The sequence below is a fragment of the Mycobacterium sp. NGS67 genome, assembly GCF_059812185.1.
Genome location: NZ_JCALCF010000013.1, coordinates 100,744 through 124,820 on the forward strand (window position 1 = coordinate 100,744; position 24,077 = coordinate 124,820).

Sequence of the window (24,077 nt, forward strand, 5' to 3'; positions counted from 1 at the left end):
GGTACCGAGGTGGAATCCCAGTACATGTTTCTGAATCTTAGCCCCCGATCAGGTTCGCGGAAGGTCTGGTCCTACAAACTGTCGTAATCGCCGCGTGTGACGCCGGTCGCCCGCCGCGATCGACGGGCCTGAGCTGGTCGGATGTTAACGTCGAAGGCGTGCGATCCGGCGGCCCGCGACACTGTCTGGGCGTCGTGTTCCTGGCCGCGGTCGTGCTGAGCGCCGGTGGCTGCGGATCCGACGACCCGTCCGCGGCGACGTCGCGTTCGCTGATCAGCCCCACCACCCAGATCGCCGGTGCCGGGGTGCTGGGCAACGACCGCAGGCCCGACGAGTCGTGTGCCCCCGAAGCCGCCGCGGTCGATCCCGGACCGCCGACCCGGTCAGCGCGCAACGTCGCGGGTGTCACCCCCGCCGAAGCCAAGGTGCCCGCCGACCCGCAGCGCATCGTGGTGCTCTCCGGTGACCAGTTGGACGCACTGTGCGCGCTGGGCCTGCAATCCCGCGTCGTCGCGGCCGCAAGTCACCCCTCCTACTTGGGGAAAGCGCTGCACGACGCACCCAACGCAGGCTCGAGCGACTCGCCGGATCTGGCGGCCGTGGCCGGCGCCCGCCCGGATTTGATCCTGGGTTCGGTGGCGCTGACGCCGACCTTGTACCCGCAGCTGGCGGCGATCGCGCCGACGGTGTTCACCGCGGCACCGGGCGCGGCCTGGATGGACAATCTGCGCGGCGTCGGCGCAGCGACCGGGCGGGCGGCTGCCGCCGCGGCCCTGATCGACAGCTTCAACCAGCGCGCCGGCGACTTCGCGGCCAAACACGACGCGCCACATTTTCAGGTCTCGGTGGTCCAGCTGACGGAGACCACTTTGCGGGTCTACGGTGCCGACAACTTCCCGGCCAGCGTGCTGACCGCTGCCAAAGTGGACCGACCGGGACCTCAGCGGTTCACCGACAAGCCCTACCTGGAGTTCGGCAGCACGGACGCTGACCTGGCCAGAAACCCGGACTTCTCCGCAGCCGACGGCGACATCATCTATGTGTCATGTGCGACCCAGGCCGCCACCGACCGCGCCGGCACCATCCTGGACAGCGGCCCGTGGCGCAAGCTGGGCGCCAACCGGGACAACCGGGTCTTCGTCGTCAACGACGAGATCTGGCAGTCCGGCAGAGGGCTCGTCGCCGCCCGAGGCATCCTCGGCGACCTGCGCTGGATCAACGCCCCGATCAACTAGTCGGGGGCCCGGGTACCCGCGTCCGGGTCATCGCGATGCCGAGCACCGGAACACTCGGCCCATGCCGCCCTCGCCGAGGACTTCCAACAGCAGGTAGGGACCGAATTCGGCGTTCACGCGACCACCCAACCTCCCACAACCAGCAGAAATCCGACTCACAGATTACGGGCTGAGCGCTGCGTTTCGCGCGTGGCCGCCGGGGCCGTGGAATAAGCGTTTGGCCCCCGACCGTTACCTTAGCTAAGCTTTTATATAGCGAACCAATCGAAAAAGGGATCTACAGATGAGCACTGTGCAGGCCTACGCCGCCACCTCGGCCACCGAGCCGCTGACCAAGACCACCATCGAACGCCGCGAACCGGGGCCGCACGACGTGGCCATCGACATCAAGTTCGCCGGGATCTGCCATTCCGACATCCACACCGTCAAGGCCGAATGGGGCGTGCCCAGCTACCCCGTCGTCCCGGGCCACGAGATCGCGGGCGTGGTGAGTGCTGTCGGCTCCGAGGTGACCAAGCACAAGGTCGGCGACCACGTCGGGGTGGGCTGCATGGTGAACTCCTGCCAGCAGTGCAGCCGTTGTAAGGCCGGACTCGAGCAGTACTGCAAGCGGGGCGCGACCATGACCTACAACGGCATCGACAAGGACGGCACCCGCACCTACGGCGGGTACAGCCAGGCCGTCGTCGTCGACGAGAATTTCGTGGTCCGGATTCCCGAGTCGTTGCCTCTGGACAAGGCGGCGCCGCTGCTGTGCGCGGGCATCACGCTGTTCTCGCCGCTGCGGCACTGGAAGGCCGGCCAGGACACCCGGTTGGCGATCATCGGCCTGGGTGGATTGGGTCACGTGGGCGTCAAGCTGGGCGCGGCGATGGGCTGCCAGGTGAGCGTGCTGTCGCAGTCGCTGAAGAAGATGGAAGACGGATTGCGCTTGGGGGCAAGCGATTACTACGCGACCGCGGACCCGGAGACCTTCAAGAAGCTGCGCGGCAGCTTCGACCTGATCCTGAACACCGTGTCCGCCAACCTCGACCTGAGCAAGTACCTCGGTCTGCTCGACGTCGACGGCACGCTCGTCGAACTGGGCATTCCCGAGCACCCCATGCCGGTGCCGGCCTTCGCGCTGGCGCTGGCGCGCCGCAGCCTGGCCGGGTCCAACATCGGCGGCATCGCCGAGACCCAGGAGATGCTCGACTTCTGCGCCGAACACGACGTCACGCCCGAAATCGAAGTCATCGCACCCGATTACGTCAACGAGGCCTACGAGCGGGTGCTGGCCAGCGACGTGCGCTACCGCTTCGTCATCGACATCTCACGCATGTGAGGCTGCCGCCCCGGCGGCTTCCCCGTGCTCGTCGGTGCCGGCGACGGCAGGCCGGAACGCGCCGTTCGTGGGCCGAACACCTGCTGCCGGAATTCGGAGCAAGATGTAGGGCGTGAGTTGGGCGAGATACGACGGAAAGGCGCTCGCCGGCGCCGCTCTGGCCGGCGATGCGTTGCATGCCGCACTCGAAGACGCTGTGCGCGCGCAGAATCCGCACCTGACCGACGTTCGGTTGGAGCGCGCCACTGCCACCGAGGAATACGAGAGCCCGCACCGGCGGTGGTTTGCAGTGACCTATTTGGCCGACAACGGTCTGGGCAGTGATAACCCCGCGTGATCAATTAATGCGATGGCCGCGACGAATTGCGTCGTTGACCAAATAGGTGTCCCTCGAAACGCTGCCGACCGTCATGCACAGAGTCACCACCCAGATCACCACCGCGATCGGAAGCAGAATGAAGAGCAGTAAGCCGAACGCGAGACCGATCGCGTTGGCAACGACATATGGGATCGCCTTTTGCGTCAAGCCTAGGTAGAGGTGTCCTCCGCCCGGCCACAGCACAGTGAGGAGCAAAGCGATCTCGCTCGATTTCTCCTGCGGAGGAAGTGTCACAGCCGGCGCAAATGGCGGCGCCGAATTCCAGGGCTGAGGGGCGTCCGGACCCCACGCCTGGCCGTCCCACCATCGTTGTCCTCGGCCATTCGGGGCGGGATACCATCCCGGCTTTGGTGCAGTAGTCATTGAGTTCTCCTTCGAAAGTCTTGAATGAGTCGACGCCAGGCGCCAGGGAGTGCCGATCTGCGATTGACTGCGCTAATCGACGTAGACGATCAATCCGGTGCCGTAAGAGTTCACACCCACACAGCGCTTCGCCTCGAGCCAATACGTTGTCGACGTCGGAGTGCATTGCATCGTGTACGTCTCGCGAGTGACCGGGCTGTATGCCGTGACGATGGTTCCAGGCTGCGCGTACCAGGCGAAGCGAACATTGTCGGCAAAAGCGCAGCTGGTGTCTTCGGTCGAAACTCCACTCATGCCCGAGGGGCACACGGTGAATACGTCGGCCTGCGCCGGCGCCGCAGCGAATAACATTGCGCCGGTTGCGGTTATGGCGGCGCCGATGCCGCCAATGATGGTTTTCTTCATTGCGTTCTCCGAGCAGGGGTCATTGATGAACCCCGACGATGGAGTCGTCGGGATACTTTGATGTGGTTTGTGCGCATGCCTCGTCCAAGGCGCACGACAAGTTATGACTGAATAGACCAGCGGTAACGCGCGATGCCCCCCGGCAATCTCCGCCCCGAACCCCGCAACGACATTAACTTTCGGCAGCCATCGGCGTGGCCGTTTCCCTGAATTGGGTCGTGGATTTTTGATTTTTCGTCGTCACAGCCCGAAATCTTTGTGACAGCTGTGACTATTGAATTCTGCGTTCCTGATGGGTCCAATGCGAAAGGAAATCGGACGCACTCAACTATTAAACAACGGCATCTGACTGGCGTGCTGCTGCAGCGACCATGATGGACGAGCAGTGCAAGGTGATGGGCTGCCCGTTGCCGCTGCCGTCCTGGGTCTGCGTTGGCGCCCTTCTCGCTAGCTGCGGACCTTGAAGCCGGCCCTGCGATTTGGCGCTGCGCTCGGTAACCAGCTCGGCCACCGTGTCGTAGTTGTGCGGCCGTTGCACCTATTACTTGCTGGCATGGCGCTCTCGGACGAATCCTTCCTGGACGCTTGATGCACGTCGACATATCCTCCGGTAATCAGCTTTAGAACTTGGGTTTTACTCGCCAGCGGCCCGTGCGGCGGTCGACCGATCCTGAGGGGATGTCATGCCTGTTAAACCCGCCGGATGGTATCCGGACCCCAATGACAATGATTCTGAGGTGTATTGGGACGGAAATCGCTGGCATGGACGGCGCGACAAGTTGCCGGATCCTGGAGGACCTCCCCCTCTTGGCGGCATGGGTAGCGTCGGAGCGTCCCCTTTGGACTCAATTTCTCAAAAATGGGCCGCCGCCTCGCCCGACTCAAAGAAAATGATGATTGCTTTCGGGGTTGCAGCTTTGGTCGTAATACTTATAGGTATTTTCTTCGTCGTGCTATCCACAAAGCCCTGGGAGTCTGAAACTCAGAAGCGCTGCCAAGCTACTATGCAGGCAGAAGGTTACCGAGGTGAACAACTCAAGGAAGCGATAAAGTTCTGCGTTAAATATGTTGAGGACTATGGCTCACCCCCGTCGCATTAATAATCTACGACGAGTAAACAATTACGTTCCCGAGACCGCTACGACGCGCCGGTGACCGGGATCAGCTCCGACTCGTACCCCACCTTCATGGACGCAACCAAAGGAGCAGGACGGTGATGACGACGCCTGTGCAAGCCGAGACATTCGAGGCGGCGTGGGAACGCTGGCACCGAGAACGCGAACAGTACTACCGCGACCCGCTGGGTTGGGTGAGTTTGACCGGATTGTATTGGCTAACAGAAGATTTCGACGAGGTGGCGGATCTTCCCGGTCGCTGGCGAGCGGACGCAGAGGCCGTCTATGTACAGGGCATCGACGGAACCGAACGGCTCGAACCCGTCGAAGGCGCGCCGGGGTTGCTGGTTGACGCCGGCGATCGCCGCATCGAGGTCATTCGCAGGACCGGTTCGGCCGCGCTGCGCGTGCACGACCCCAAGTCGCCGCACCTGCTGACCTACACCGGCATCCCCACCTACGCTCCTGATCAAAGCTGGTCAGTACCAGGCACATTCATCCGGTATGAGCGGCCCCGAACCGTGACGACGGGTGCTGTCGTCGAAGGGCTCGAACACCATCTGAACGCCGTCGGCGTCATCGAGTTCGAACTTTGCGGTGTCGCACTGCAACTCGTCGCGTTCGGTGCGGCCTCGGGCCCCCTGCATGTGTTGTTCACCGACGAAACCAGTGGCGTCACGACATACCCTGGCGGCCGGGCACTTTCGGTCGCCGAACCGGGTCCCGACGGCAGGGTGACGCTGGACTTCAATCGGGCGTCGAATTTGCCGTGTTCTTTCACCGACTACGCGACGTGCCCGGTGGCCCCGCCGGAAAACAGGCTGACGGTCGCTGTCGAAGCGGGCGAGAAGAACCCGCGCTAGGTCAATCGGACCCACCCGCCGGGGCCCACCGCCGCTATTGCGTGCCTTATGCGTTGACTCCGGGGCAGTAGACCTTGATGGCGGCGTTGATCACGACATCCTGTTGCTGTGGTGAGCCGTCCCCGGCAATCGAGCGAACCTGGTCGCGGGTCGCTCCCTTAGTCAGGCGGTCGCAAATGGCATGCGACGTGCTGATCGCATGGGGTATGTCGAACGGCGGTTGTAGGCCACCCTGCATGTAAAGAGAAGGCAACTGGAACTGGCCTTTGTCCACGCCACAGTCTTCTGTGCAATTGGGGTCGGCCTGAGCTGCTGGCGGGGCGCTAGTCGCGTAACCGGCGGCGCTGACACCGACAGCCATGAGCAGCACGAAGGCTGCCGTCTTGACAGTGTTCATGACGGGTCTTTCCCCTTAATGAGGTGTTGGCCTTCCATTCCTAAGCGGTTCCGACCCGCCAAGCTCGTACATTAGTGTGACTCCAGCGTCGCCGTGACACGTTTCGAGTCGGGTTAAGAAAGTCCTGCTGGCAGCAGCCGACGGGCGCAACAATCCACGGGGTGACGCGCCGACGACCCGGTAGCGCTTGCCTTGCTTGGTCTCATAAGCCTGCACGAGTGCCAGCTCACTAGAGCAGGTCGCAATGTGGGCAAGAAGTGCCGCCGCACTGATAGCAGCACCTGCGCAGTCCGTTAGCTGGCGTTGAACCTCGCGGCGGAAATTAACGCCCGCTGAGCTGCGCCTTTAGAAGTCCCAGTCCTCGTCCTCGGTGACCACAGCCTTGCCGATCACGTACGACGACCCCGACCCGGAGAAGAAGTCGTGGTTCTCGTCGGCGTTCGGTGACAGCGCCGAGAGGATCGCGGGGTTGACGTCGGTCTCGTCGCGCGGGAACAGCGCCTCGTACCCGAGGTTCATCAGCGCTTTGTTGGCGTTGTAGCGCAGGAACTTCTTGACGTCCTCGGTCAACCCGACGTCGTCGTAGAGGTCCTGGGTGTACTCGACCTCGTTGTCGTAGAGCTCGAAGAGCAGCTCATAGGTGTAGTCCTTGAGCTCCGAACGCTTCGCCTCGTCCTCCAGCGCCAGACCGCGCTGGTACTTGTAGCCGATGTAGTAGCCGTGCACCGCCTCGTCGCGAATGATCAGCCGGATCATGTCGGCGGTGTTGGTCAGCTTGGCCCGGCTCGACCAGTACATCGGCAGGTAGAAACCGGAGTAGAACAGGAAGCTCTCCAGCAGTGTGGAGGCCACCTTGCGCTTGAGGGGTTCGTCACCGCGGTAGTACTCCAGCACGATCTCGGCCTTGCGCTGCAGATTCGGGTTCTCCTCCGACCAGCGGAACGCGTCGTCGATCTCGGCGGTCGAGCACAGGGTGGAGAAGATCTGGCTGTAGCTCTTGGCGTGCACCGACTCCATGAACGCGATGTTGGTGTACACCGCCTCCTCGTGCGGGGTCAGCGCGTCGGGGATCAGACTGACCGCACCCACGGTGCCCTGGATGGTGTCCAGCATGGTCAGGCCGGTGAACACCCGCATGGTGAGCTGCTTCTCGTTGGCGGTCAGCGTGCCCCAGGACGGAATGTCGTTGGACACCGGCACCTTCTCCGGCAGCCAGAAGTTGCCGGTCAGCCGGTCCCACACCTCGGCGTCTTTTTCGTCCTGCAGACGGTTCCAGTTGATCGCTGAGACGCGGTCGATCAGCTTTGCATTTCCAGTCACGCCGAACTCCACTTCACCAGGCCGAATGGGGCTGTGTTGCTTAGGCCACAAACACTACCCCTGGGGTCCGACAAGCCCGTGCAACACAAGGGGTTGTGTTCGCGTGTCGCTATGTCGAGTCCAGGATCAGCTGGACAGCGCGCTCGGGCTGATCCCAGTGCGGGAAGTGCCCGCACCGCTCGAACCAGTGCAGCGTGGCGTCGGGAAACGCTTCTCGAGCGCGGCGGGCCTGGCTGGGCGGTGTCACGCGGTCGTTTCGGCCCCAGCCGATGACGACGCGACCGTTGAGCGACCCGGCCGGCGCGCCCTGCTGCTTGGGACCATGGACCAGCGCGTGCAGTGCTTCGTCGAGGCGCGTCGCGCGGTCGAAACTCCGCAGTTCCTGCAGCACCAGGTCGGGCGACAGGCGCCACGGTTGGGCCGAGAACTGCAGCAGCAGCGCGGTCCGGCCGGCGCTGCTGCGGGTCAGCGCCGGTAACAGCGGCTGGATGCGGCGGATCAGCGCGATCGATGCGCCGATGGTCGCGTGGAAGACCTTCTGTTGCGCGTCGGTCCAGAAGCCGCCGGGATCGAGCGCCACCACCGTCCCGGCGTGGCCTCGTCGCGCCAGTTCCAGGACCATCCGGGCGCCCATCGAACTGCCCACGATGTCGATATCACCGAGGCGGTGCGCGGCGATGAAGGCTTCGACGGCATCGGTCAGCGAGGCGATGGTGGTCTCCCCCGGCAGCGGCGCGCTGTCACCGAACCCCGGCAGGTCCACCGCGATCACGTCCCGGCGTGCCGTCAGCTGCGGCAGCACGGATTCCCAGTTGCGCCAATTGGATCCGAGGCCGTGCACCAGCAGCAGCGGTCGACCGGATCCCCGGCGGATGAACTTCATCGCTGCTTGCTCCCCCTCGTGTCGTGGCGGGGTACCCAGCGGCCGGCGGCTCAACCCGAGTCGATGATCTGCACCACCCCGCCGGACACTCCGGCGACGAACAACCTGCCGGTGGCCGGGTCGACTCCGAGCGTGTACGGATTCTGCACTGTCGGAAAGCGTTGCATCGGAACAGGATTCGGTCCGCTCATGTCGTAGCCGACGACTTCGTTGGTGCCCGACGACGCCACCCACAGCCGGTCACGCGACCAGTCGTAGGCGACCCCGTACGGGCCGCCGGCCTGGTCGAATCTGGCCACCTCGCGGGGTGTGGGTAGCGGCGTGAACAGTCGGACGGCGTTGCCGCGAGTGTCGATCGCGATCATCCGCCCATGTCGGTCGGCGACCAGGTGGGTGGGTCCCGCGCCGGCCGGGGCGGAACCGACGATGGTCAAGCGTTCGGCGTCGTAGACGGTGAGGTCGTTCTTGCGTACGTCCACCACGCCCATCGAGGTGCCGACCGCCGCGGTCCCGGCCGGCTGAACGCTGTCGGTGAAGACCTTCACGATCTGCTCGCCGCGCAACACGGCCACGGTGCCACCGAGTTCGTTGGCGACGAAGACGGTCCCGTTGGATGCCGCGGCGGCGTCGTGCGGTTCGGTGCCGGTGCGGATCGGCGCGTGCGCGGGCCCAGACGGCAGGTCGACACGCACCAGCGAATCGGCCGACTCGACCGGAACCAGTACCGGACCGCCGGCGGCCGCGAGCTGAAGATGACGAACTCTGCCCGGCAACGGAATTCGGCCCGTGACGGCACCGGAATCGGCGTTGAGGAACACCAGCTCGTTGGGATCATGGGTAGCGACGGCGACCGTCCGCGTCGGTGCATCGACCACGATTCCTTCCGGGGTATGCCCCACCGCGATGGTCCGCCCCACCGGCGCATCCGGCGCCGGCGCCTTGAGCGGTTCGGCGGCCGTCGGCAACTTCACGGCCGGCGGACGGCTGCCCTCGGTCGGCACCCCCGCCGGCAGCATGCCGGTCGTGGTCGACCCGGCAGCCGACGTCGCCGCGTCGTTGTGGCCGCAAGCCGCTAACGCGAGCAAAGCCAAACCGGCGCACAGCTTTCGAATCACACGCGGGTGATACCCACTGGTGGGCCACGCAATACCTGAGCCGTAGGCGAAGCTGCAATGAATCATGTACCATCTGGTACATGAATACGGAGCACAGCGCCGAGATCGATGCACCGCCGGAAACCGTATGGGAGGTGTTCAGCGACGTCCAACGGTGGCCGGAGTGGACCGAGTCGGTCACTTCGCTGGCCGCACTGGACGGGCCCGCTCTCGCCGTCGGTAAGCGGTTCGCGATCAAGCAACCCCGGATGGGCAAGCTGGTGTGGACGGTGACCGACATCGAGCCAGGCGTGTCCTGGACCTGGGAACAGCGCTCCCCCGGCGCCCTGGCGCGCGCACGCCACGACGTCATCCCCCGAACGGACGGCACCACGTTGGTCCGTCAACAGATCGAGCAGTCCGGCGTGCTGGGCGCGTTGATAGGCCGGCTGATGACCAACATGACTAGGCGCTACCTCGCCATGGAGGCCAGCGGCCTGAAGCGCCGGGCCGAGGAGCGCAGCCGCGCGCATGGTCCGCACGCCTGACCTTCAACGGCGCCAACAGCTGCTGGACGCCCTGGTCGAGGAGTTCGCCACGCGCGGTGTGGGTGACCGCTCGCTGCGCGATGTCGCCGCGGCCGTCGGTACCAGCCATCGAATGCTGTTGCACCACTTCGGTTCTCGGGAAAATCTGTTGGTGGCGGTGGTGGAGCAGGTCGAGCGCAGACAGATGGGGTTGCTGCCCGAACTGCCGCCCGGCCCGGCCGACAGTTTCGCCGCCATGTGGGCCGACGTCCGCCGACCCGAACTGCGACGGCTGGAACGGTTGTTCTTCGAGTGCTACTCGCGGGCGGCGCAGGGCGAAACCCCGTTCGGGCAGATGGTTCCCGGCGCTGTCGACGGGTGGCTTGCCGAGGCCGACGACGTCACCGCCGGAACCGCCGATCGTGCAATGGTGCGACTGGGGCTCGCCGTGATCCGCGGACTGTTACTCGACCTCGTCGCCACCGACGACGAAGCCGGCGTCGACGCGGCCGCGAAGGCCTTCGAGAACCTGCTCAGGCACTAGCCGAAAGTTCGCGGCGAGCGTCCTTGCCGACCCCGAAGAACTGGTACTCCTCGGGTTTGACCGATCGGGTGGCCCGCCAGTACTGCCAGGTGTATCCGCCCCACAACACGGTGTTCTTGCCGTGCTCGTCCAGATACCAGCTCGCGCACCCGCCGGTATTCCACACCGACTCGGACAACTTGTGTTGCAGCGCGTCGTTGAACCGGTCCTGCGCTTCGCGGGTGGGAGCCAGCGCCTGCGCGCCCTTCTTGTCGCACTTGGCGATCGCGTCGGCGACGTAGCGGATCTGGGACTCGATCATGAACACCACCGAGTTGTGCCCCAGGCCGGTGTTGGGTCCCAGCAGGAAGAACAGGTTGGGCACGTCGGCGACGGTGACACCGCGGTGGGCGCCGATGCCCTCGCGGTTCCAGCGGTCCACCAGGTCCTCACCGTGCTGGCCCTTGATGTCGACGTAGGTGTAGGAGTCGGTGACGTGAAAGCCGGTGGCGTAGACGATGACGTCCACTTTCCGCTCGCGGCCGTCGTGGGTGAGGATCCCGTCGCGAGTGATCTTCGCGATGCCATCGGTGATGACCTCGGCATTCGGGCTGGCAAGCGCTGCGTAATAGGTGGACGAGTTCAAGATGCGCTTGCAGCCGATGCGGTAGTTCGGGATCAACTTGCGGCGCAGTTCGCGGTCCCGCACCGACCGGAACACGTTCCACTTGCAGTACGCCTCGATGAATTTCAGGGCATTCGGCCGCTTGGTCATGCCGATCGCCAGCGCCTCCTGCCCCCAGTAGATGGCCAGACGCACCAGCGCACGCAACCCCGGAACGTTCTCCATTGCCGTCCGCAGCGCTTTGGGGATCTCCGGGTTCGAGCGCGGCACCACCCACGGCGGGGTGCGCTGGTAGAGCTGCAGTTCGGCGACGTCACCGACGATCTCGGGCACGATCTGAATGGCGCTGGCGCCGGTGCCGATGATCGCGACCCGCTTACCGGTCAGGTCGACGCTGTGGTCCCACTCCGCGGAGTGAAACGCCGGACCCAGGAATTCGTCGCGTCCGTCGATGTCGGGGAACGACGGGATGTGCAGCGCCCCCGCCCCTGACACCAGGAACTGCGCGACGTATTCGCGTCCGTCGGCGGTGAAGACATGCCAGCGGTACTCGTCGTCGTCCCAGTGGCCACGGTCGACCAGCGAGTTGAATTCAATGTGTCGACGCAGTCCGTACTTCTCGGTGACGCCCTTGAGGTAATCCAGGATCTCGGGCTGGAAGGAGAACGGATTCTTCCAGTCGGGCTTGGGCTCGAAGGAGAACGAGTACAGATGCGAGGGGATGTCGCAGGCGCATCCGGGGTAGGTGTTGTCCCGCCAGGTCCCGCCGATATCGGCGGCCTTTTCCAGGATGACGAAATCGACCCCTTGCTTCTGCAGCGCGATGGCCATGCCGAGCCCGGAGAACCCGGTGCCGATGATCAGGACCCGGGTGTGTACCGGCGGTTTGTCCGACCGAGGTTTGCCGGATTCTTCTACCGCCGGCGTCACGACGTCAGTCATGGTTACTGATCTCTCTTGTCGTGGCCGCCCCGAGACCGTCGGACGGCCCGGGTCGACCGCTGAAACGCAGATACCCAGTACCACGGGTATCGGTTAGTCCGAATCTTATCCTCCGCCTCCGCGATGTCAACGCGGGTGCGAGTCAGCTCACGGCAGAGCGGCGGGCAGCGCGTCGTGGATGGGCTTGTCCGGGTCCAGCGTGATGCCCATCGTTTCGGCGGTGCCGACGATGACGCCCATCATGATCGTGGTCAGTTGCGCCACGAACTGCTCGCGTGTCATGGCGCGGGGACTGTCGGGTCCGGGACCCAGCCACCACTCGGTGGCTGAGGCGGCGCAGCCGAACGCCGAGAACGCAGCCAGTTCCAACGCCGCCTTGTTCAGCTCCATGTCGCGCAGCTCGTTGTTGAACATCTCCGCGATGGTCAGCGTGATCTCCCGGCCCTCATTGAGGGTCTTCACCGTCGCGTTCGACTGCGCGCTGGAGCTGCCCGAGATAAACACCCGCATCACATTGGGATGCTGGTCGAGCAGGTTGACGAACTCTTCGACCGCGCGGTGGATCACCTCGCGCGCCGAGTCGGTGGCCAGGTTGATGGACGGGAAGATCGCCGCCCACAGCATGTCCCGCAGCCGCTCCCCGATGGCCAGGAACAAGTCGGACTTGTCGGTGAAATGCCGGTAGATCTTCGGCTTGGCGGTGCCCGCTTCTTCGGCGATCTCCCGCACGCTCAGCTCGGGACCGAGCCGGTCGATCGCCCGGAACGCCGCATCGACGATCTCGTTGCGTACCTTCTTGCGGTGTTCGCGCCAACGTTCGCTGCGCGCGTCGACTTTCACCGCCGGCTTGGGGCCGGGGTGAGGTAAAGAAGGTCGAGGCACTCGCACCACGTCAAGCACCTTACCGCTTGGGCGCCGCTGACCTGCCGTTCCTCGCTGCGCCGAGCGTGAATGTCACGACGCAACACGCGCTGATCCGTCGCGGATGACACACTCGGCGCGGGCGCTCACAGCATGCAGCTGACGCAATTTTCCACCTCAGTGCCTTGCAAAGCCATCTGCCGAAGCCGGATGTAGTACAGCGTCTTGATGCCTTTGCGCCAGGCATAGATCTGCGCTTTGTTGACGTCGCGGGTGGTCGCGGTGTCCTTGAAGAACAGCGTCAGCGAAAGACCTTGATCCACATGCTGAGTCGCCGCGGCGTAGGTGTCGATGATCTTCTCGTAGCCGATCTCGTACGCGTCCTGGTAGTACTCCAGGTTGTCGTTGGTCATGTACGGCGCTGGGTAGTAGACCCGGCCGATCTTGCCTTCCTTGCGGATCTCGACCCTCGACACGATCGGGTGGATCGAGGACGTCGAGTGGTTGATGTAAGAGATCGACCCGGTCGGTGGCACCGCCTGCAGGTTCTGGTTGTAGATGCCGTGCTGCTGCACCGACTCCTTGAGCCGCTTCCAGTCGTCCTGGTTCGGGATGCGAATCCCCGCGTCGGCGAAGAGTTGACGCACCTTCTCGGTCTGCGGCTCCCACACCTGTTCGGTGTACTTGTCGAAGAACTCCCCCGAGGCGTACTTGGACTTCTCGAAACCCTTGAAGTGGGTGCCACGTTCGATGGCGATGCGGTTAGAGGCCCGCAGCGCATGGTAGAGGACCGTATAGAAGTAGATGTTGGTGAAGTCGATGCCTTCTTCGGAGCCGTAGAAGATGCTCTCGCGCGCCAGGTACCCGTGCAGGTTCATCTGCCCCAAACCGATCGCGTGAGAGTCGTTGTTGCCCTTCTCGATCGAGGGCACCGAGGTGATGTGAGTCTGATCGCTCACCGAGGTCAGTGCCCGGATCGCCACCTCGATCGTCTGCGCGAAGTCCGGCGAGTCCATCGTCTTGGCGATGTTCAGCGACCCGAGGTTGCACGAAATATCTTTGCCCACTTTGGCGTAGGACAGGTCCTCGTTGAACAACGACGGCGTCGACACCTGCAGGATCTCCGAGCACAAATTCGAGTGGGTGATCTTGCCTTCAATCGGATTGGCCCGGTTCACCGTGTCCTCGAACATGATGTACGGGTAACCGGACTCGAACTGCAGCTCGGCCAGCGTCTGAAAGAACTCGCGCGCCTTGATCTTGGTCTTGCGGATGCGTGCGTCGTCGACCATCTCGTAGTACTTCTCGGTCACCGAGATGTCGGCGAAGGCCATCCCGTAGACGCGCTCGACGTCGTACGGCGAGAACAGGTACATGTCCTCGTTCTTTTTGGCCAGCTCGAAGGTGATGTCAGGGATCACCACGCCCAGGCTCAGCGTCTTGATCCGGATCTTCTCGTCGGCGTTCTCCCGCTTGGTGTCCAGGAAGCGGTAGATGTCGGGGTGGTGTGCGTTGAGGTACACCGCGCCGGCGCCCTGCCGCGCACCCAGCTGGTTGGCGTAGGAGAACGAGTCCTCCAGCAGCTTCATGATCGGGATGACACCCGACGACTGGTTCTCGATGTTCTTGATCGGCGCACCGTGTTCACGAATGTTGGTCAGCAGCAACGCAACTCCGCCGCCGCGCTTGGACAGCTGCAGAGAGGAGTTGATCGAGCGTCCGATCGACTCCATGTTGTCCTCGACGCGAATCAGGAAGCACGAAACCGGCTCTCCCCGTTGCTTTTTCCCCGAATTCAGGAACGTCGGGGTGGCCGGCTGGAACCGGCCGTCAATGATCTCGTCCACCAGCTTCTCGGCCAGGGCAGTGTCACCGGCCGCAAGGGTGAGCGAGACCATGACGACGCGGTCCTCGAAGCGCTCCAAATAGCGCTTTCCGTCGAAGGTCTTCAGTGTGTAGGACGTGTAGTACTTGAATGCGCCCAGGAACGTCGGAAAGCGGAACTTCTTGGCGTACGCGCGGTCCAGCAACGTCTTGACGAAGTTGCGCGAGTACTGGTCGAGAACCTCACGCTCGTAATAGTTTTCGCGGATCAGATAGTCGAGCTTCTCGTCCTGATTGTGGAAGAACACCGTGTTCTGGTTGACGTGCTCCAGGAAATACTGGCGGGCGGCCAGCACGTCCTTGTCGAACTGAATCTTGCCGTCGGCGTCGTACAGATTCAGCATCGCGTTGAGCGCGTGATAATCCGTTTCGTTCTGCAACGCGTGCGTGCCGGTGGTTACAGGCTCTGCAGTGACGGTTGGTGGCACGTCTGTTCCTTCCAGAATTGAGCCAGGCCCGCACGGACGGCGTCGACGTCGTCCTGGGTGCCCATGAGTTCGAAGCGGTACAGGTACGGAACACCGCACTTGCGGGACACCACGTTGCCCGCGTAGGCGAATTCGGCACCGAAGTTGTTGTTGCCCGCGGCGATGACTCCGCGGATCAGCGAGCGGTTGTGCTCGTTGTTCAAGAACGCGATGACCTGCTTGGGAACGTAGCCGCCGTCGTTGATATCTGGGGTGGCCCGCCCGCCGCCGTAGGTCGGCAGCACCAGCACATACGGCTCGTCGACCTCAATGCGGCCATGCAGGGGTATCCGCGTGGCGGGAACACCCAGCTTCTGCACGAAGCGGTGGGTGTTCTCCGACACGGACGAGAAGTACACCAGGTTGCGCCCGGGGATGTCCGAGATGTCCATCACGCACCGCAACCCTTCCTTACTTGTTCGTCTGCCCGCTCTAGGCGCTCAACGCCGAGTCGGCGAGTGCCTTGATGCGGTCGGGCCGGAAACCGGACCAGTGGTCGTGCTCGGTCACCACGACGGGCGCCTGCAGATAACCGAGCGCCATCACGTAGTCGCGCGCCTCGGTGTCCAGGGTGATGTCCACCTTCTGGTAGGCGACGCCCTGCTTGTCCAGCGCCTTGTAGGTGGCGACGCACTGCACGCAAGCCGGCTTGCTGTAAACGGTGATGCTCATGGGCGTACCGCTCCTTTGCGGGGGAAGTTCGACGGGATTGGCAACGACTCTGGTGGTACTTCTGCACTACTTTCAGCGCTCCGGCAGGCTCCCAGATTCCCGTGCTGCGGACTCCGGGTCGCCTGACCCTTCGACGCCGATTCCGGGAAGCTCATCGTGCCCTCGCTGACCTGTGGGGACCCGGTGAACCTGGGATCTGCCGGTCCTCGGAACACTACACCTAGGGGGTGATAACACAATGAGGTACAAGATGTTCGAAACAACATTCTTGAAATTCCCAGGTCGTAAGCCTGAGCCGGGCGTGTCGTCGGCGTGTCGCAGATCACATTCCGACCCAGGGGTGTACAGCGGCTTCGCATGGGACCCGGTATATCAGCGACCACCGACAACCCCGGATTCGCCAAGCCCTACGCCCAGCCACCAGCAAAGCCGCCGACACCCGTGTCGACGGCTTTGACTAGAGCTTTTGACGCACAGCAGGCGATCGGCTGACGCCCTCGGCGAATCGACGGCTCAGCCGACCTCGGTGGCGAGCTTGCCGACCACGTCCGCGACGCTGGCCGACAACTCCGCATTCTGGGCCGGGGGGTTGCCGCCCAACGACTTGAACGGCACCGACAGCTTGATGGCCTCGACAACGCGCGCCCCGGCGATCCCGAACGACTTGCGGGTGTCGTCGTGGGCCCAGACCCCGCCGTATTGCCCCAGCGACCCGCCGATGACCGCCAGCGGCTTGCCCTTCAGCGCGCCGTTGCCGAACGGGCGCGACAACCAGTCGATGGCGTTCTTGAGCACCGCGGGCATGGTGCCGTTGTATTCCGGGGTGACCACCAGAGCGGCGTCCGCGTCACTCGCGGCGGCCCGCAGCGCGGCGACCGCCGGGTGCTCGTCATTCTTCGCACCGACCGCGGGGTCGAAGTCCTCGTTGTAGAACGGCAGATCCGCCAATCCCTCGAACACCGTGACAGTCACGCCGTCGGGGGCCAGCTCTGTGGCGAGCGCAGCGATCTGGCGGTTGATCGATTCGGCGCGCAAGCTGCCCACCAATGCCACGATCTTGATATCGGTCATCACTACGTCCCCTTCTGGTCGGTTACATCCTCGCACGACAAAACCGGACTGTAGTCCGATTTATTCCGGCCGGCCGCGATACAGTGCAGAGGTGACCGGTATCGAGGTGTCCAGAGGGCTACCGGTACCCACCCTGCAACAGCCGCAACAAGTGCGCAGCGACGCCGCACGCAATCGCGCACTACTGCTGGCGGCGGCCCGCAAGCTCGTGCGGGAACGCGGTGCCGACGCGGTCACCATGGACGACGTCGCGGCTGCCGCGGGCGTGGGTAAGGGCACGGTGTTCCGCCGTTTCGGCAGCCGTGCCGGGCTGATGATGGAACTGCTCGACGAGGACGAAAAGGCCAGCCAGCAGGCATTCCTGTTCGGTCCGCCACCGCTGGGACCGGACGCGCCGCCATTGGATCGGCTCATCGCGTTCGGCCGGGAGCGGATTTGCTTCGTGCACACCCACCACGAGTTGCTGTCGGCCGCCAACCGCGACCCGCATACCCGCCGCATCGGCGCGGCTGCCGTGCAACGCCGCCATGTCCAGGTCCTGCTGCAGGCGGCCCACAGCACCGGCGACCTCGACGCGCAGACCGACGCGCTGCTGGCCCTGCTCGACGTCGACTACGTCGAACACCAACTCACCGACGGCGGCCACACCCAACAGACGTTGGGCGACGCCTGGGCGAGCCTGGCCGGCAAGCTGTGCGGGCGGTGACCACCCCCGGAAGCCACCGCTGGGTCCTGCATGTAGACCTCGACCAGTTCCTGGCCTCGGTGGAATTGCGTCGTCACCCTGAGTTGGTCGGGCTGCCCGTGATCGTCGGCGGCAACGGCGACCCGGCCGAACCGCGCAAGGTCGTCACCTGCGCCTCCTATGAGGCCCGCGAATACGGGGTGCACGCCGGCATGCCGCTGCGAGCCGCCGCCCGCCGTTGCCCGGACGCGACGTTCCTCCCCTCGGATTCCGCCGCCTACGACGCCGCCTCCGAGCAGGTGATGGGATTGCTGCGCGACCTCGGGCATCCCGTCGAAGTGTGGGGCTGGGACGAGGCGTACGTCGGAGTCGCCGGCGACCCGGCAACCGTCGCCGAGCAGATCCGCACCGTGGTGTCGTCGGAAACCGGCCTGTCCTGCTCGGTCGGCATCAGCGACAACAAACAGCGCGCCAAGATCGCGACCGGGTATGCGAAACCGGCTGGCATCTTTGCGCTCACCGACGCCAACTGGATGACGGTGATGGCCGAGCGCCCGGTCGACGCACTCTGGGGCGTGGGGCCCAAGACCACGAAAAAGCTTGCCGCTCTGGGTATCTCGACGGTCCGACAACTCGCTCATGCCGATGGCGAGCTGCTGACGTCGACGTTCGGGCCGCGCACCGGCCTGTGGCTGCTGCTACTGGCCAAGGGCGGTGGGGACACCGGCGTCAGCGCCGAACCGTGGGTGCCGCGCTCACGCAGCCACGTGATCACGTTTCCGCGCGACCTGACCGAGCGGGCTGAAATGGATTCGGCGATAGCCGATTTGGCGCGCCAGACCCTGACAGATGTGGTGAACGAGGGCCGCGTCGTCACACGCGTCGCGGTCACGGTGCGCACCGCGACGTTCTACACCCGCACCAAGATCCGCAAACTCGACGCACCGACCACCGATGCCGACGTCATCGTCACCGCCGCCCTGCGCGTCCTGGATCTGTTCGAACTGGATCGCCCCGTCCGGCTGCTCGGGGTGCGCCTAGAACTCCAGATGCCGCACTAGGCGCCCGATTCGAGCCCGCGGGTCGGCGGACCAGGCCGCAGCGCCCGCGTGAAGATCGAATTGACCTGGCGCATCGCCACGCTGTAAGGCCACCACGCCAGCCGTTTGAACGCATACAGCGCCCGGATGTCCGGCGAGGTGTAGATGAGATACCGGTTCTTGGCGACCCCGGCCAGGATTTTCTCGGCTGCCCGTTCCGGTGAGACGGCATGGCCGCTGAATCGGTCGACCCAGCGGGCGACCTGCGGGTCCTCGCGGTCCACCCCGGCGATTTCGACGGTGTTGACCAGCGGCGTCTTCACCGCACCCGGCACCACGACCGACACCCCGATGCGGTGGCGGGCCAGGTCGAAGCGCAGCACTTCGGATAGTCCGCGCAAGCCGAATTTGCTTGCGCTGTAAGCGGCATGCCACGGCAGCGCGACCAGTCCCGCCGCCGAGGACACGTTGACCACATGTCCGCCCCGGCCGGCCGCGACCATTTGCGGGACGAACGACTCGATCACGTGGATGGGACCCATCAGGTTGATCGCGACCATCTTGTTCCATTGTTGGTGCGACAACCGGTCGACGGTGCCCCACGCCGAGACGCCGGCGATGTTGAGCACCACGTCCATGCTGCCGTGCGTGGTATGGATGTCGACGGAGAACGCCGACACCTGCTCGTAGTCGGAGATGTCCAGGACGCGATAGGCGGGCACCTCCGCGCCCAGCGCCCGAGCGTCGGCCACCGTCTGAGTCAGGCCGTCCGCGTCGCGGTCGGTCAGATACAGCTCAGCCCCCTGCGCGGCCAGTCGCAACGCCGTGGCACGGCCGATACCGCTGGCCGCACCCGTCACGAAGCACCGCTTCCCGGCGAAATACCGCTTTGCTGCTGAATTCTGCTGCGCCATGGTCGAGACGATACGGCGCGGGAACCCTACCGACTGGGACCGCCCCACAGCGCGTTCAGCCACAGCTGTTCCAGCACCCGCACCCGACGTTCCACATCGTCGTCCCGGCCGACGAGTATCGGGTCCCCGGTGAGCATCAACGCGGTGGTCCCCGCCAGGGTACGAATCAAGATCGGCAGGTCGTCGCTGATCGGTTGCGCTGTCCCGGCTTTGACCTCGGCATCGACGATGTTCACGATCTGGCCCAACAGCGTTTCGAACTGCTTGTCCAGAATTTCGCGGATCTCGACGTCGGTTTGACGGGCCGCGTTGCACGCGGTCATCACCGGATCGTTGTTCGCGTAGACCACCGCTGCGCTGCCGACCATTCGCTTGGCGAATTGTTCCGGCGACTCACCGGGCTGGCGGGGCGCGAAATACTGGGTGAGTTCCTCGAGTTCTTCGGCGGCCTCGGCCAGGATCTGCGCGAGCACCGAATACTTCGAGTCGAAGTAGAAGTAGAAGCCGGAGCGGGCCACACCCGCGCGCAGGCTGATGGTGCTGACCGACAACTCAGCGAACGGCCGCTCTTGCAGCAGCTCACGGACCGCCTGCATGATCGCCACGCGGTGCTTGTCACCGCGTCGCCGCAGTGGGGCGCCGTCATCCCGACTCGCTGCGTTGCTATTCACTCCCGATCACCACCTGACCATTGCACCATGCCGTCCGCAACAAAACTTGACAGCCGTCAACTTCATCCCGAGGATGGACGGTAGTGACGGCCGCCACAGCCGCGAAGGAGCGTGTCAATGACGACAATCAGCACCCCCGCTTATCTGCTCGATCAGGCGCAGCGGCGGTTGACCCCGTCGTTCAACAATTTCCCGGGTATGGCCCTGGTCGAGCGCAAGCTGCGAGACGTCCAATTCCCCGAGACGCGGCTCGCCGATCCCCCGCCGGACAGTGGCCTCAAGCCGGTAGTCGGCGACCGCGGGCTGCCGATCCTGGGGCACATGATCGAAATGCTCCGCGGTGGCCCGGACTACCTGATGTTCCTCTACGAGAACAAGGGGCCGGTGGTCTTCGCGGACTCGCCGGTGATGCCGTTCGTCGTGGCGCTGGGTCCAGATGCCGCGCAGACCATCTACTCCAACCGCAACAAGGACTATTCGCAGCAGGGCTGGACGCCGGTGATCGGCCCGTTCTTCCGCCGCGGACTGATGTTGCTCGACTTCGAAGAGCACATGTTCCACCGGCGGATCATGCAGGAGGCATTCATCCGGTCCCGGCTGGTCGGCTACGTCGAACATATCGACCAGGTGGTGTCGAAGGTCGTCAGCAACGACTGGGTGACCAACGACCCCCGGTTCCTGCTCTATCCGGCGATGAAGGAACTGACCCTGGATATCGCATCCATGGTCTTCATGGGTCACGAGCCGGGTAGCGACCGCGAGCTGGTCACCAAGGTGAACAAGGCGTTCACCACGACGACCCGCGCCGGCAACGCCGTCATCCGGGCCGGGGTACCGCCGTTCACGTGGTGGCGGGGGCTCAAAGCCCGCGAGTTGCTGGAGAACTATTTCGAGGAGCGGGTCAAGGAGCGCCGCGGCAAAGATGGCAACGACCTGCTGACCGTGCTCTGTCAGACCGAGGACGAGGACGGCAACAAGTTCTCCGACGAGGACGTCGTCAACCACATGATCTTTTTGATGATGGCCGCCCACGACACGTCGACGTCCACGGCCACCACGATGATCTACTACCTGGCCGCCAATCCCGAATGGCAGCAGCGTTGCCGCGACGAATCCGACCGACTCGGCGACGGGCCGTTGGACATCGAATCGTTGGAGAAGCTGGAGTCGTTGGACCTCGTGCTCAACGAATCGATCCGGTTGGTGACGCCGGTGCAGTGGGCGATGCGCCGCACGGTCCGCGACACCGAGCTGGTGGGTCACTATCTGCCCAAGGGCACCAACGTCACGGCGTTCCCGGGGATGAATCACCGGTTGCCCGAATTCTGGACGGACCCGATGAAGTTCGACCCGGAGCGTTTCACCGAGCCCCGCAACGAGCACAAGCGGCACCGGTATGCGTTCACCCCGTTCGGCGGCGGCGCGCACAAATGCATCGGGATGGTGTTCGGCCAGCTCGAGGTCAAGACGATCCTGCACCGGCTGTTGCGACGCTACCGCCTGGAACTCCCGTACCCGGGTTACCAGCCGCGCTGGGACTACGGCGGCATGCCCGTCCCGATGGACGGCATGCACATCGTGTTGCGTCCGCTGTAAGTCCGCCTGACACCGTCAGGCCAGCAACCGGTTGGCGCAGGCGATCACCGCCCGTAGCGCCGACTGTGTCGGATCATCCGCCCAGCCCATGGCCCACTCGGCGCCGACGCCGTCGGTGCCGCGGACGAACGTCATGGTGCGACCGGCCGCATGCATCTGGTGAAACTTCTGAATTTCCAACAAGATTCCGCGCTCGTGCAGCATCGCGGTGAGCGCCGCGATGGGCCCGCTGGCCGATGCGGTCAACGCGCCGATGCGATCGCCGAAGGCGAGCACCGCACGGAAATTCCGGGCCTGTGGACCCAGCCGGGTGGCTGGCCGCTGGGGGTCGGTACATGCCCAACGACCCAGCCGCAGCGGCCCGTTGGCTCGGCCGTACGTCGCGACGAACCCTTCCCAGGTCATCGCGGCGGCAGGGGCGCGCAGGCCCTGCGGCAGGTCGACACCGAACTGGCGTCCGAACCAGACGTCGGCGGTGCAGTCGAGGTCGTGCGGGGAAAGGATCATGGTGCCGGTCTTCTCTGGCTCGAAGGAGCGACCGACGGTAATAGCTTCCGACCCACAGCGGGGGGTCGGTCTGGATCAGACCCCGCTGCGGGTGCTGGCTACTACGGCACGATCGAGAAGACGCACGATCGGAGACGTTAGACCGCAGCTGTGGTCAGGCGCAAGTGCATTTCCTGTGCAATATCGCGAAACGGCTCGCCCCGTTCAATCGCGGCGATAACATCACGGCACTGTTCGCAACCCAACGCGTTCAGGTGCGAGGAAGGCGAGTCCGAATGAAAGCGAAGAGCAAGACTTTCAAAACCGTCGCTGCGATCATCTTTGCCGCATTCGCGTTGTTCTCCGTGGGTTGCGGCAGCACACTTCGTGACACCCCGCTTCCGGATGTAGGCATAGAACATCCGCAGTGAGCGGTTGGCGGTATGGCCGGCATCCCGCAACCGGTAGTGGCCCTGCCCACCCCCGTGACGCGCCTCAGCAGGTCAGCAACATGCATCCTGCGACCGGGCCGCCGCCCACCGATACCACGCCGACCTCGGGGCGTTGCGAAACCTGGCGCTCGCCGGCGTCACCGCGCAGTTGCAGGCACCCTTCGTGCAACGCCCAATAGCCGTGCATGCGGCCGGCCGACAGCTGCCCGCCGTAGGTGTTCAGCGGCAGCTGCCCGTCACGCGCGATCCGAACACCGCCTTCCACGAACGGGCCGGCCTCCCCGTCACCGCATATCCCGATGGCCTCCAGCCAGGCGAGCGTGAGATAGGTGAACCCGTCGTACAACTCGGCGACCTGAATGTCGTTCGGCGTCAACTCCGTTCGCGACCACATCTGCGCGGTGGCGTCCGACATCGCCATCTTCGGATAGTCATCGCGGTGGAACCACCCGCCGGCACCGTTGGAACCGCCGATCGCCTCGACCCGCACGGCACGGTGCGGGCAGTCGTCGGCGTAATCCGCGTGCGAAACCACCACTGCAATCGAGCCGTCAATGGGCACATCGCAATCGAGCAATCCGAACGGTGTGGACACCAACCGCGCACCCAGGTAATCGGACATCGTCATCGGGTCCCGGTAGACCGCGCGGGGATTCAGTGCGGCGTTGCGCCGGCCATTGAGGGCGATCCAGCCCAGTTGTTCCTTGGTGGTCCCGTACAGGTCCATATGCCGACGACAATGCAGGGCCAACCAGTTCGCAGCCGAATAGGCATGCGCCGCAATCAGATCGTTGATGTCGTCCATCGCGCCGACCGCGGGACGCTCTTCACCCTCGGGGGTGGAGAACATCCGCGCGAGCGGCGGAGCGGGCGCGTTCTTGTCCTGGGGCAGCACGGTGCCGCCGAGCATCTGGATGGTCCGGTAGACCACCACATGCCGTGCCCGCCGTTCGGCGACCGCCCGGCACGCCGACATGACCGGACTCAGCAGCCCGCCGGTGCCGAAACCGCTGCCACAGTCACTCGCATCGATCCGCAGCGCGGCGTTGACCTCCGCCGCCGGGGTGTCACCCAAGGTGGCGATTCCGTCGACATCGGCCGGCGCCAATCCCGCGTCGTCGATGGCGGCGCGCACCGCCTCCATGGTGAGATCCCGTCCCGGGATGCCGGTTCGACGACCGATCCGCGAGATGCCGACGCCGGACAGGACCGCATCTTTTTCGAAGAACTCCACTTGCACCGTCCGTAGCATCTACGCGCCGCACACGTCTAAGAAGGGATCC

The 24,077-nt window shown here is 64.5% G+C and carries 26 protein-coding genes; 10 read left to right on the plus strand and 16 right to left on the minus strand.

Annotated features, from left to right (window positions below; all coding sequences use genetic code 11):
• Window positions 1–158: 158 nt before the first annotated feature.
• From AC5Y4D_RS14660 to AC5Y4D_RS14670, 3 genes are all read left to right on the plus strand, one after another.
• Window positions 159–1,235 carry an iron-siderophore ABC transporter substrate-binding protein gene (locus tag AC5Y4D_RS14660; protein WP_499946147.1) on the plus strand — a complete coding sequence of 359 codons (1,077 nt, stop codon included), beginning with the start codon at window positions 159–161 and terminating at the stop codon, window positions 1,233–1,235.
• A gap of 283 nt (window positions 1,236–1,518) precedes the next feature.
• Window positions 1,519–2,559, plus strand: coding sequence for an NAD(P)-dependent alcohol dehydrogenase (locus AC5Y4D_RS14665; RefSeq protein ID WP_499946146.1), 1,041 nt, complete (start codon window positions 1,519–1,521; stop codon window positions 2,557–2,559).
• 112 nt (window positions 2,560–2,671) lie between these two features.
• Complete coding sequence (locus AC5Y4D_RS14670; protein WP_499946145.1) at window positions 2,672–2,896, plus strand: hypothetical protein; 225 nt, start codon at window positions 2,672–2,674, stop codon at window positions 2,894–2,896.
• Here the strand turns inward: AC5Y4D_RS14670 and AC5Y4D_RS14675 are convergent, their stop codons facing one another.
• Window positions 2,897–3,301 (minus strand): hypothetical protein, encoded by a 405-nt coding sequence (locus AC5Y4D_RS14675; RefSeq protein ID WP_499946144.1) that lies wholly within the window; start codon window positions 3,299–3,301, stop codon window positions 2,897–2,899.
• 72 nt (window positions 3,302–3,373) lie between these two features.
• A complete protein-coding gene (locus AC5Y4D_RS14680; protein ID WP_499946143.1) occupies window positions 3,374–3,706 on the minus strand; it encodes a hypothetical protein in 333 nt (110 codons plus the stop codon).
• A 683-nt stretch (window positions 3,707–4,389) separates the two neighbouring features.
• Here AC5Y4D_RS14680 and AC5Y4D_RS14685 point away from each other — a divergent pair.
• Both AC5Y4D_RS14685 and AC5Y4D_RS14690 read left to right on the plus strand, forming a co-directional pair.
• Window positions 4,390–4,806 (plus strand): hypothetical protein, encoded by a 417-nt coding sequence (locus AC5Y4D_RS14685; protein ID WP_499946142.1) that lies wholly within the window; start codon window positions 4,390–4,392, stop codon window positions 4,804–4,806.
• 116 nt (window positions 4,807–4,922) lie between these two features.
• A complete protein-coding gene (locus AC5Y4D_RS14690; protein WP_499946141.1) occupies window positions 4,923–5,684 on the plus strand; it encodes a DUF1684 domain-containing protein in 762 nt (253 codons plus the stop codon).
• 46 nt (window positions 5,685–5,730) lie between these two features.
• Here AC5Y4D_RS14690 and AC5Y4D_RS14695 read toward each other — a convergent pair whose 3' ends face one another.
• From AC5Y4D_RS14695 to AC5Y4D_RS14710, 4 genes are all read right to left on the minus strand, one after another.
• Window positions 5,731–6,081, minus strand: coding sequence for a DUF732 domain-containing protein (locus AC5Y4D_RS14695; protein ID WP_499946140.1), 351 nt, complete (start codon window positions 6,079–6,081; stop codon window positions 5,731–5,733).
• A 345-nt stretch (window positions 6,082–6,426) separates the two neighbouring features.
• Entirely contained in the window at window positions 6,427–7,401 is a 975-nt protein-coding gene (nrdF, locus tag AC5Y4D_RS14700) for a class 1b ribonucleoside-diphosphate reductase subunit beta (RefSeq protein WP_499946139.1), read from the minus strand.
• Window positions 7,402–7,510: 109 nt separating this feature from the next.
• The gene (locus tag AC5Y4D_RS14705) at window positions 7,511–8,284 is read right to left on the minus strand and encodes an alpha/beta fold hydrolase (RefSeq protein ID WP_499946138.1); all 774 of its coding nucleotides are present in this window, start codon (window positions 8,282–8,284) and stop codon (window positions 7,511–7,513) included.
• Window positions 8,285–8,334: 50 nt separating this feature from the next.
• Window positions 8,335–9,399 carry a YncE family protein gene (locus tag AC5Y4D_RS14710; protein ID WP_499946137.1) on the minus strand — a complete coding sequence of 355 codons (1,065 nt, stop codon included), beginning with the start codon at window positions 9,397–9,399 and terminating at the stop codon, window positions 8,335–8,337.
• An 80-nt stretch (window positions 9,400–9,479) separates the two neighbouring features.
• On the opposite strand from AC5Y4D_RS14710, the gene AC5Y4D_RS14715 reads away from it, so the two are divergent.
• Together AC5Y4D_RS14715 and AC5Y4D_RS14720 are read left to right on the plus strand one after the other, a co-directional pair.
• Window positions 9,480–9,926 carry an SRPBCC family protein gene (locus AC5Y4D_RS14715; protein ID WP_499946136.1) on the plus strand — a complete coding sequence of 149 codons (447 nt, stop codon included), beginning with the start codon at window positions 9,480–9,482 and terminating at the stop codon, window positions 9,924–9,926.
• On the plus strand, window positions 9,910–10,449 hold the full coding sequence (locus AC5Y4D_RS14720; protein ID WP_499946135.1) for a TetR/AcrR family transcriptional regulator: 540 nt from the start codon (window positions 9,910–9,912) through the stop codon (window positions 10,447–10,449). Before AC5Y4D_RS14715 ends, AC5Y4D_RS14720 begins: the two co-directional genes overlap by 17 nt.
• On the opposite strand, the gene AC5Y4D_RS14725 is transcribed toward AC5Y4D_RS14720, so the two are convergent.
• The 6 genes from AC5Y4D_RS14725 to AC5Y4D_RS14750 all read right to left on the minus strand — a co-directional run bounded on the left by AC5Y4D_RS14725 (window position 10,439) and on the right by AC5Y4D_RS14750 (window position 16,950).
• Entirely contained in the window at window positions 10,439–11,995 is a 1,557-nt protein-coding gene (locus AC5Y4D_RS14725) for a flavin-containing monooxygenase (RefSeq protein WP_499946134.1), read from the minus strand. The two genes, AC5Y4D_RS14720 and AC5Y4D_RS14725, sit on opposite strands and share 11 nt — an antisense overlap.
• A gap of 147 nt (window positions 11,996–12,142) precedes the next feature.
• Window positions 12,143–12,886 (minus strand): TetR/AcrR family transcriptional regulator, encoded by a 744-nt coding sequence (locus tag AC5Y4D_RS14730; protein ID WP_499946133.1) that lies wholly within the window; start codon window positions 12,884–12,886, stop codon window positions 12,143–12,145.
• A gap of 116 nt (window positions 12,887–13,002) precedes the next feature.
• Window positions 13,003–15,168 (minus strand): class 1b ribonucleoside-diphosphate reductase subunit alpha, encoded by a 2,166-nt coding sequence (gene nrdE / locus AC5Y4D_RS14735; RefSeq protein WP_500037518.1) that lies wholly within the window; start codon window positions 15,166–15,168, stop codon window positions 13,003–13,005.
• Window positions 15,138–15,599 (minus strand): class Ib ribonucleoside-diphosphate reductase assembly flavoprotein NrdI, encoded by a 462-nt coding sequence (gene nrdI, locus AC5Y4D_RS14740; RefSeq protein WP_499946131.1) that lies wholly within the window; start codon window positions 15,597–15,599, stop codon window positions 15,138–15,140. Before nrdI ends, nrdE begins: the two co-directional genes overlap by 31 nt.
• Before the next feature lie 40 nt (window positions 15,600–15,639).
• Window positions 15,640–15,879, minus strand: a complete 240-nt coding sequence (gene nrdH / locus AC5Y4D_RS14745) for a glutaredoxin-like protein NrdH (RefSeq protein ID WP_499946130.1) — start codon at window positions 15,877–15,879, stop codon at window positions 15,640–15,642.
• Window positions 15,880–16,392: 513 nt separating this feature from the next.
• Complete coding sequence (locus AC5Y4D_RS14750) at window positions 16,393–16,950, minus strand: NAD(P)H-dependent oxidoreductase (RefSeq protein WP_500037519.1); 558 nt, start codon at window positions 16,948–16,950, stop codon at window positions 16,393–16,395.
• Window positions 16,951–17,041: 91 nt separating this feature from the next.
• Here AC5Y4D_RS14750 and AC5Y4D_RS14755 point away from each other — a divergent pair, with 91 nt between their 5' ends.
• Entirely contained in the window at window positions 17,042–17,656 is a 615-nt protein-coding gene (locus AC5Y4D_RS14755) for a TetR/AcrR family transcriptional regulator (RefSeq protein WP_499946128.1), read from the plus strand.
• On the plus strand, window positions 17,653–18,696 hold the full coding sequence (locus AC5Y4D_RS14760; protein ID WP_500037520.1) for a DNA polymerase IV: 1,044 nt from the start codon (window positions 17,653–17,655) through the stop codon (window positions 18,694–18,696). Before AC5Y4D_RS14755 ends, AC5Y4D_RS14760 begins: the two co-directional genes overlap by 4 nt.
• On the opposite strand, the gene AC5Y4D_RS14765 is transcribed toward AC5Y4D_RS14760, so the two are convergent.
• Complete coding sequence (locus tag AC5Y4D_RS14765) at window positions 18,693–19,589, minus strand: SDR family oxidoreductase (RefSeq protein ID WP_499946126.1); 897 nt, start codon at window positions 19,587–19,589, stop codon at window positions 18,693–18,695. The genes AC5Y4D_RS14760 and AC5Y4D_RS14765 overlap by 4 nt on opposite strands.
• Window positions 19,590–19,615: 26 nt before the next feature.
• Window positions 19,616–20,260, minus strand: coding sequence for a TetR/AcrR family transcriptional regulator (locus AC5Y4D_RS14770; protein ID WP_499946125.1), 645 nt, complete (start codon window positions 20,258–20,260; stop codon window positions 19,616–19,618).
• A gap of 117 nt (window positions 20,261–20,377) precedes the next feature.
• Here AC5Y4D_RS14770 and AC5Y4D_RS14775 point away from each other — a divergent pair, with 117 nt between their 5' ends.
• On the plus strand, window positions 20,378–21,856 hold the full coding sequence (locus AC5Y4D_RS14775) for a cytochrome P450 (protein WP_499946124.1): 1,479 nt from the start codon (window positions 20,378–20,380) through the stop codon (window positions 21,854–21,856).
• A 15-nt stretch (window positions 21,857–21,871) separates the two neighbouring features.
• Here AC5Y4D_RS14775 and AC5Y4D_RS14780 read toward each other — a convergent pair whose 3' ends face one another.
• The gene (locus tag AC5Y4D_RS14780) at window positions 21,872–22,363 is read right to left on the minus strand and encodes a homocitrate synthase (protein ID WP_500037521.1); all 492 of its coding nucleotides are present in this window, start codon (window positions 22,361–22,363) and stop codon (window positions 21,872–21,874) included.
• 474 nt (window positions 22,364–22,837) lie between these two features.
• A complete protein-coding gene (locus AC5Y4D_RS14785) occupies window positions 22,838–24,028 on the minus strand; it encodes a thiolase family protein (RefSeq protein WP_500037522.1) in 1,191 nt (396 codons plus the stop codon).
• Between the last annotated feature and the right edge of the window lie 49 nt (window positions 24,029–24,077).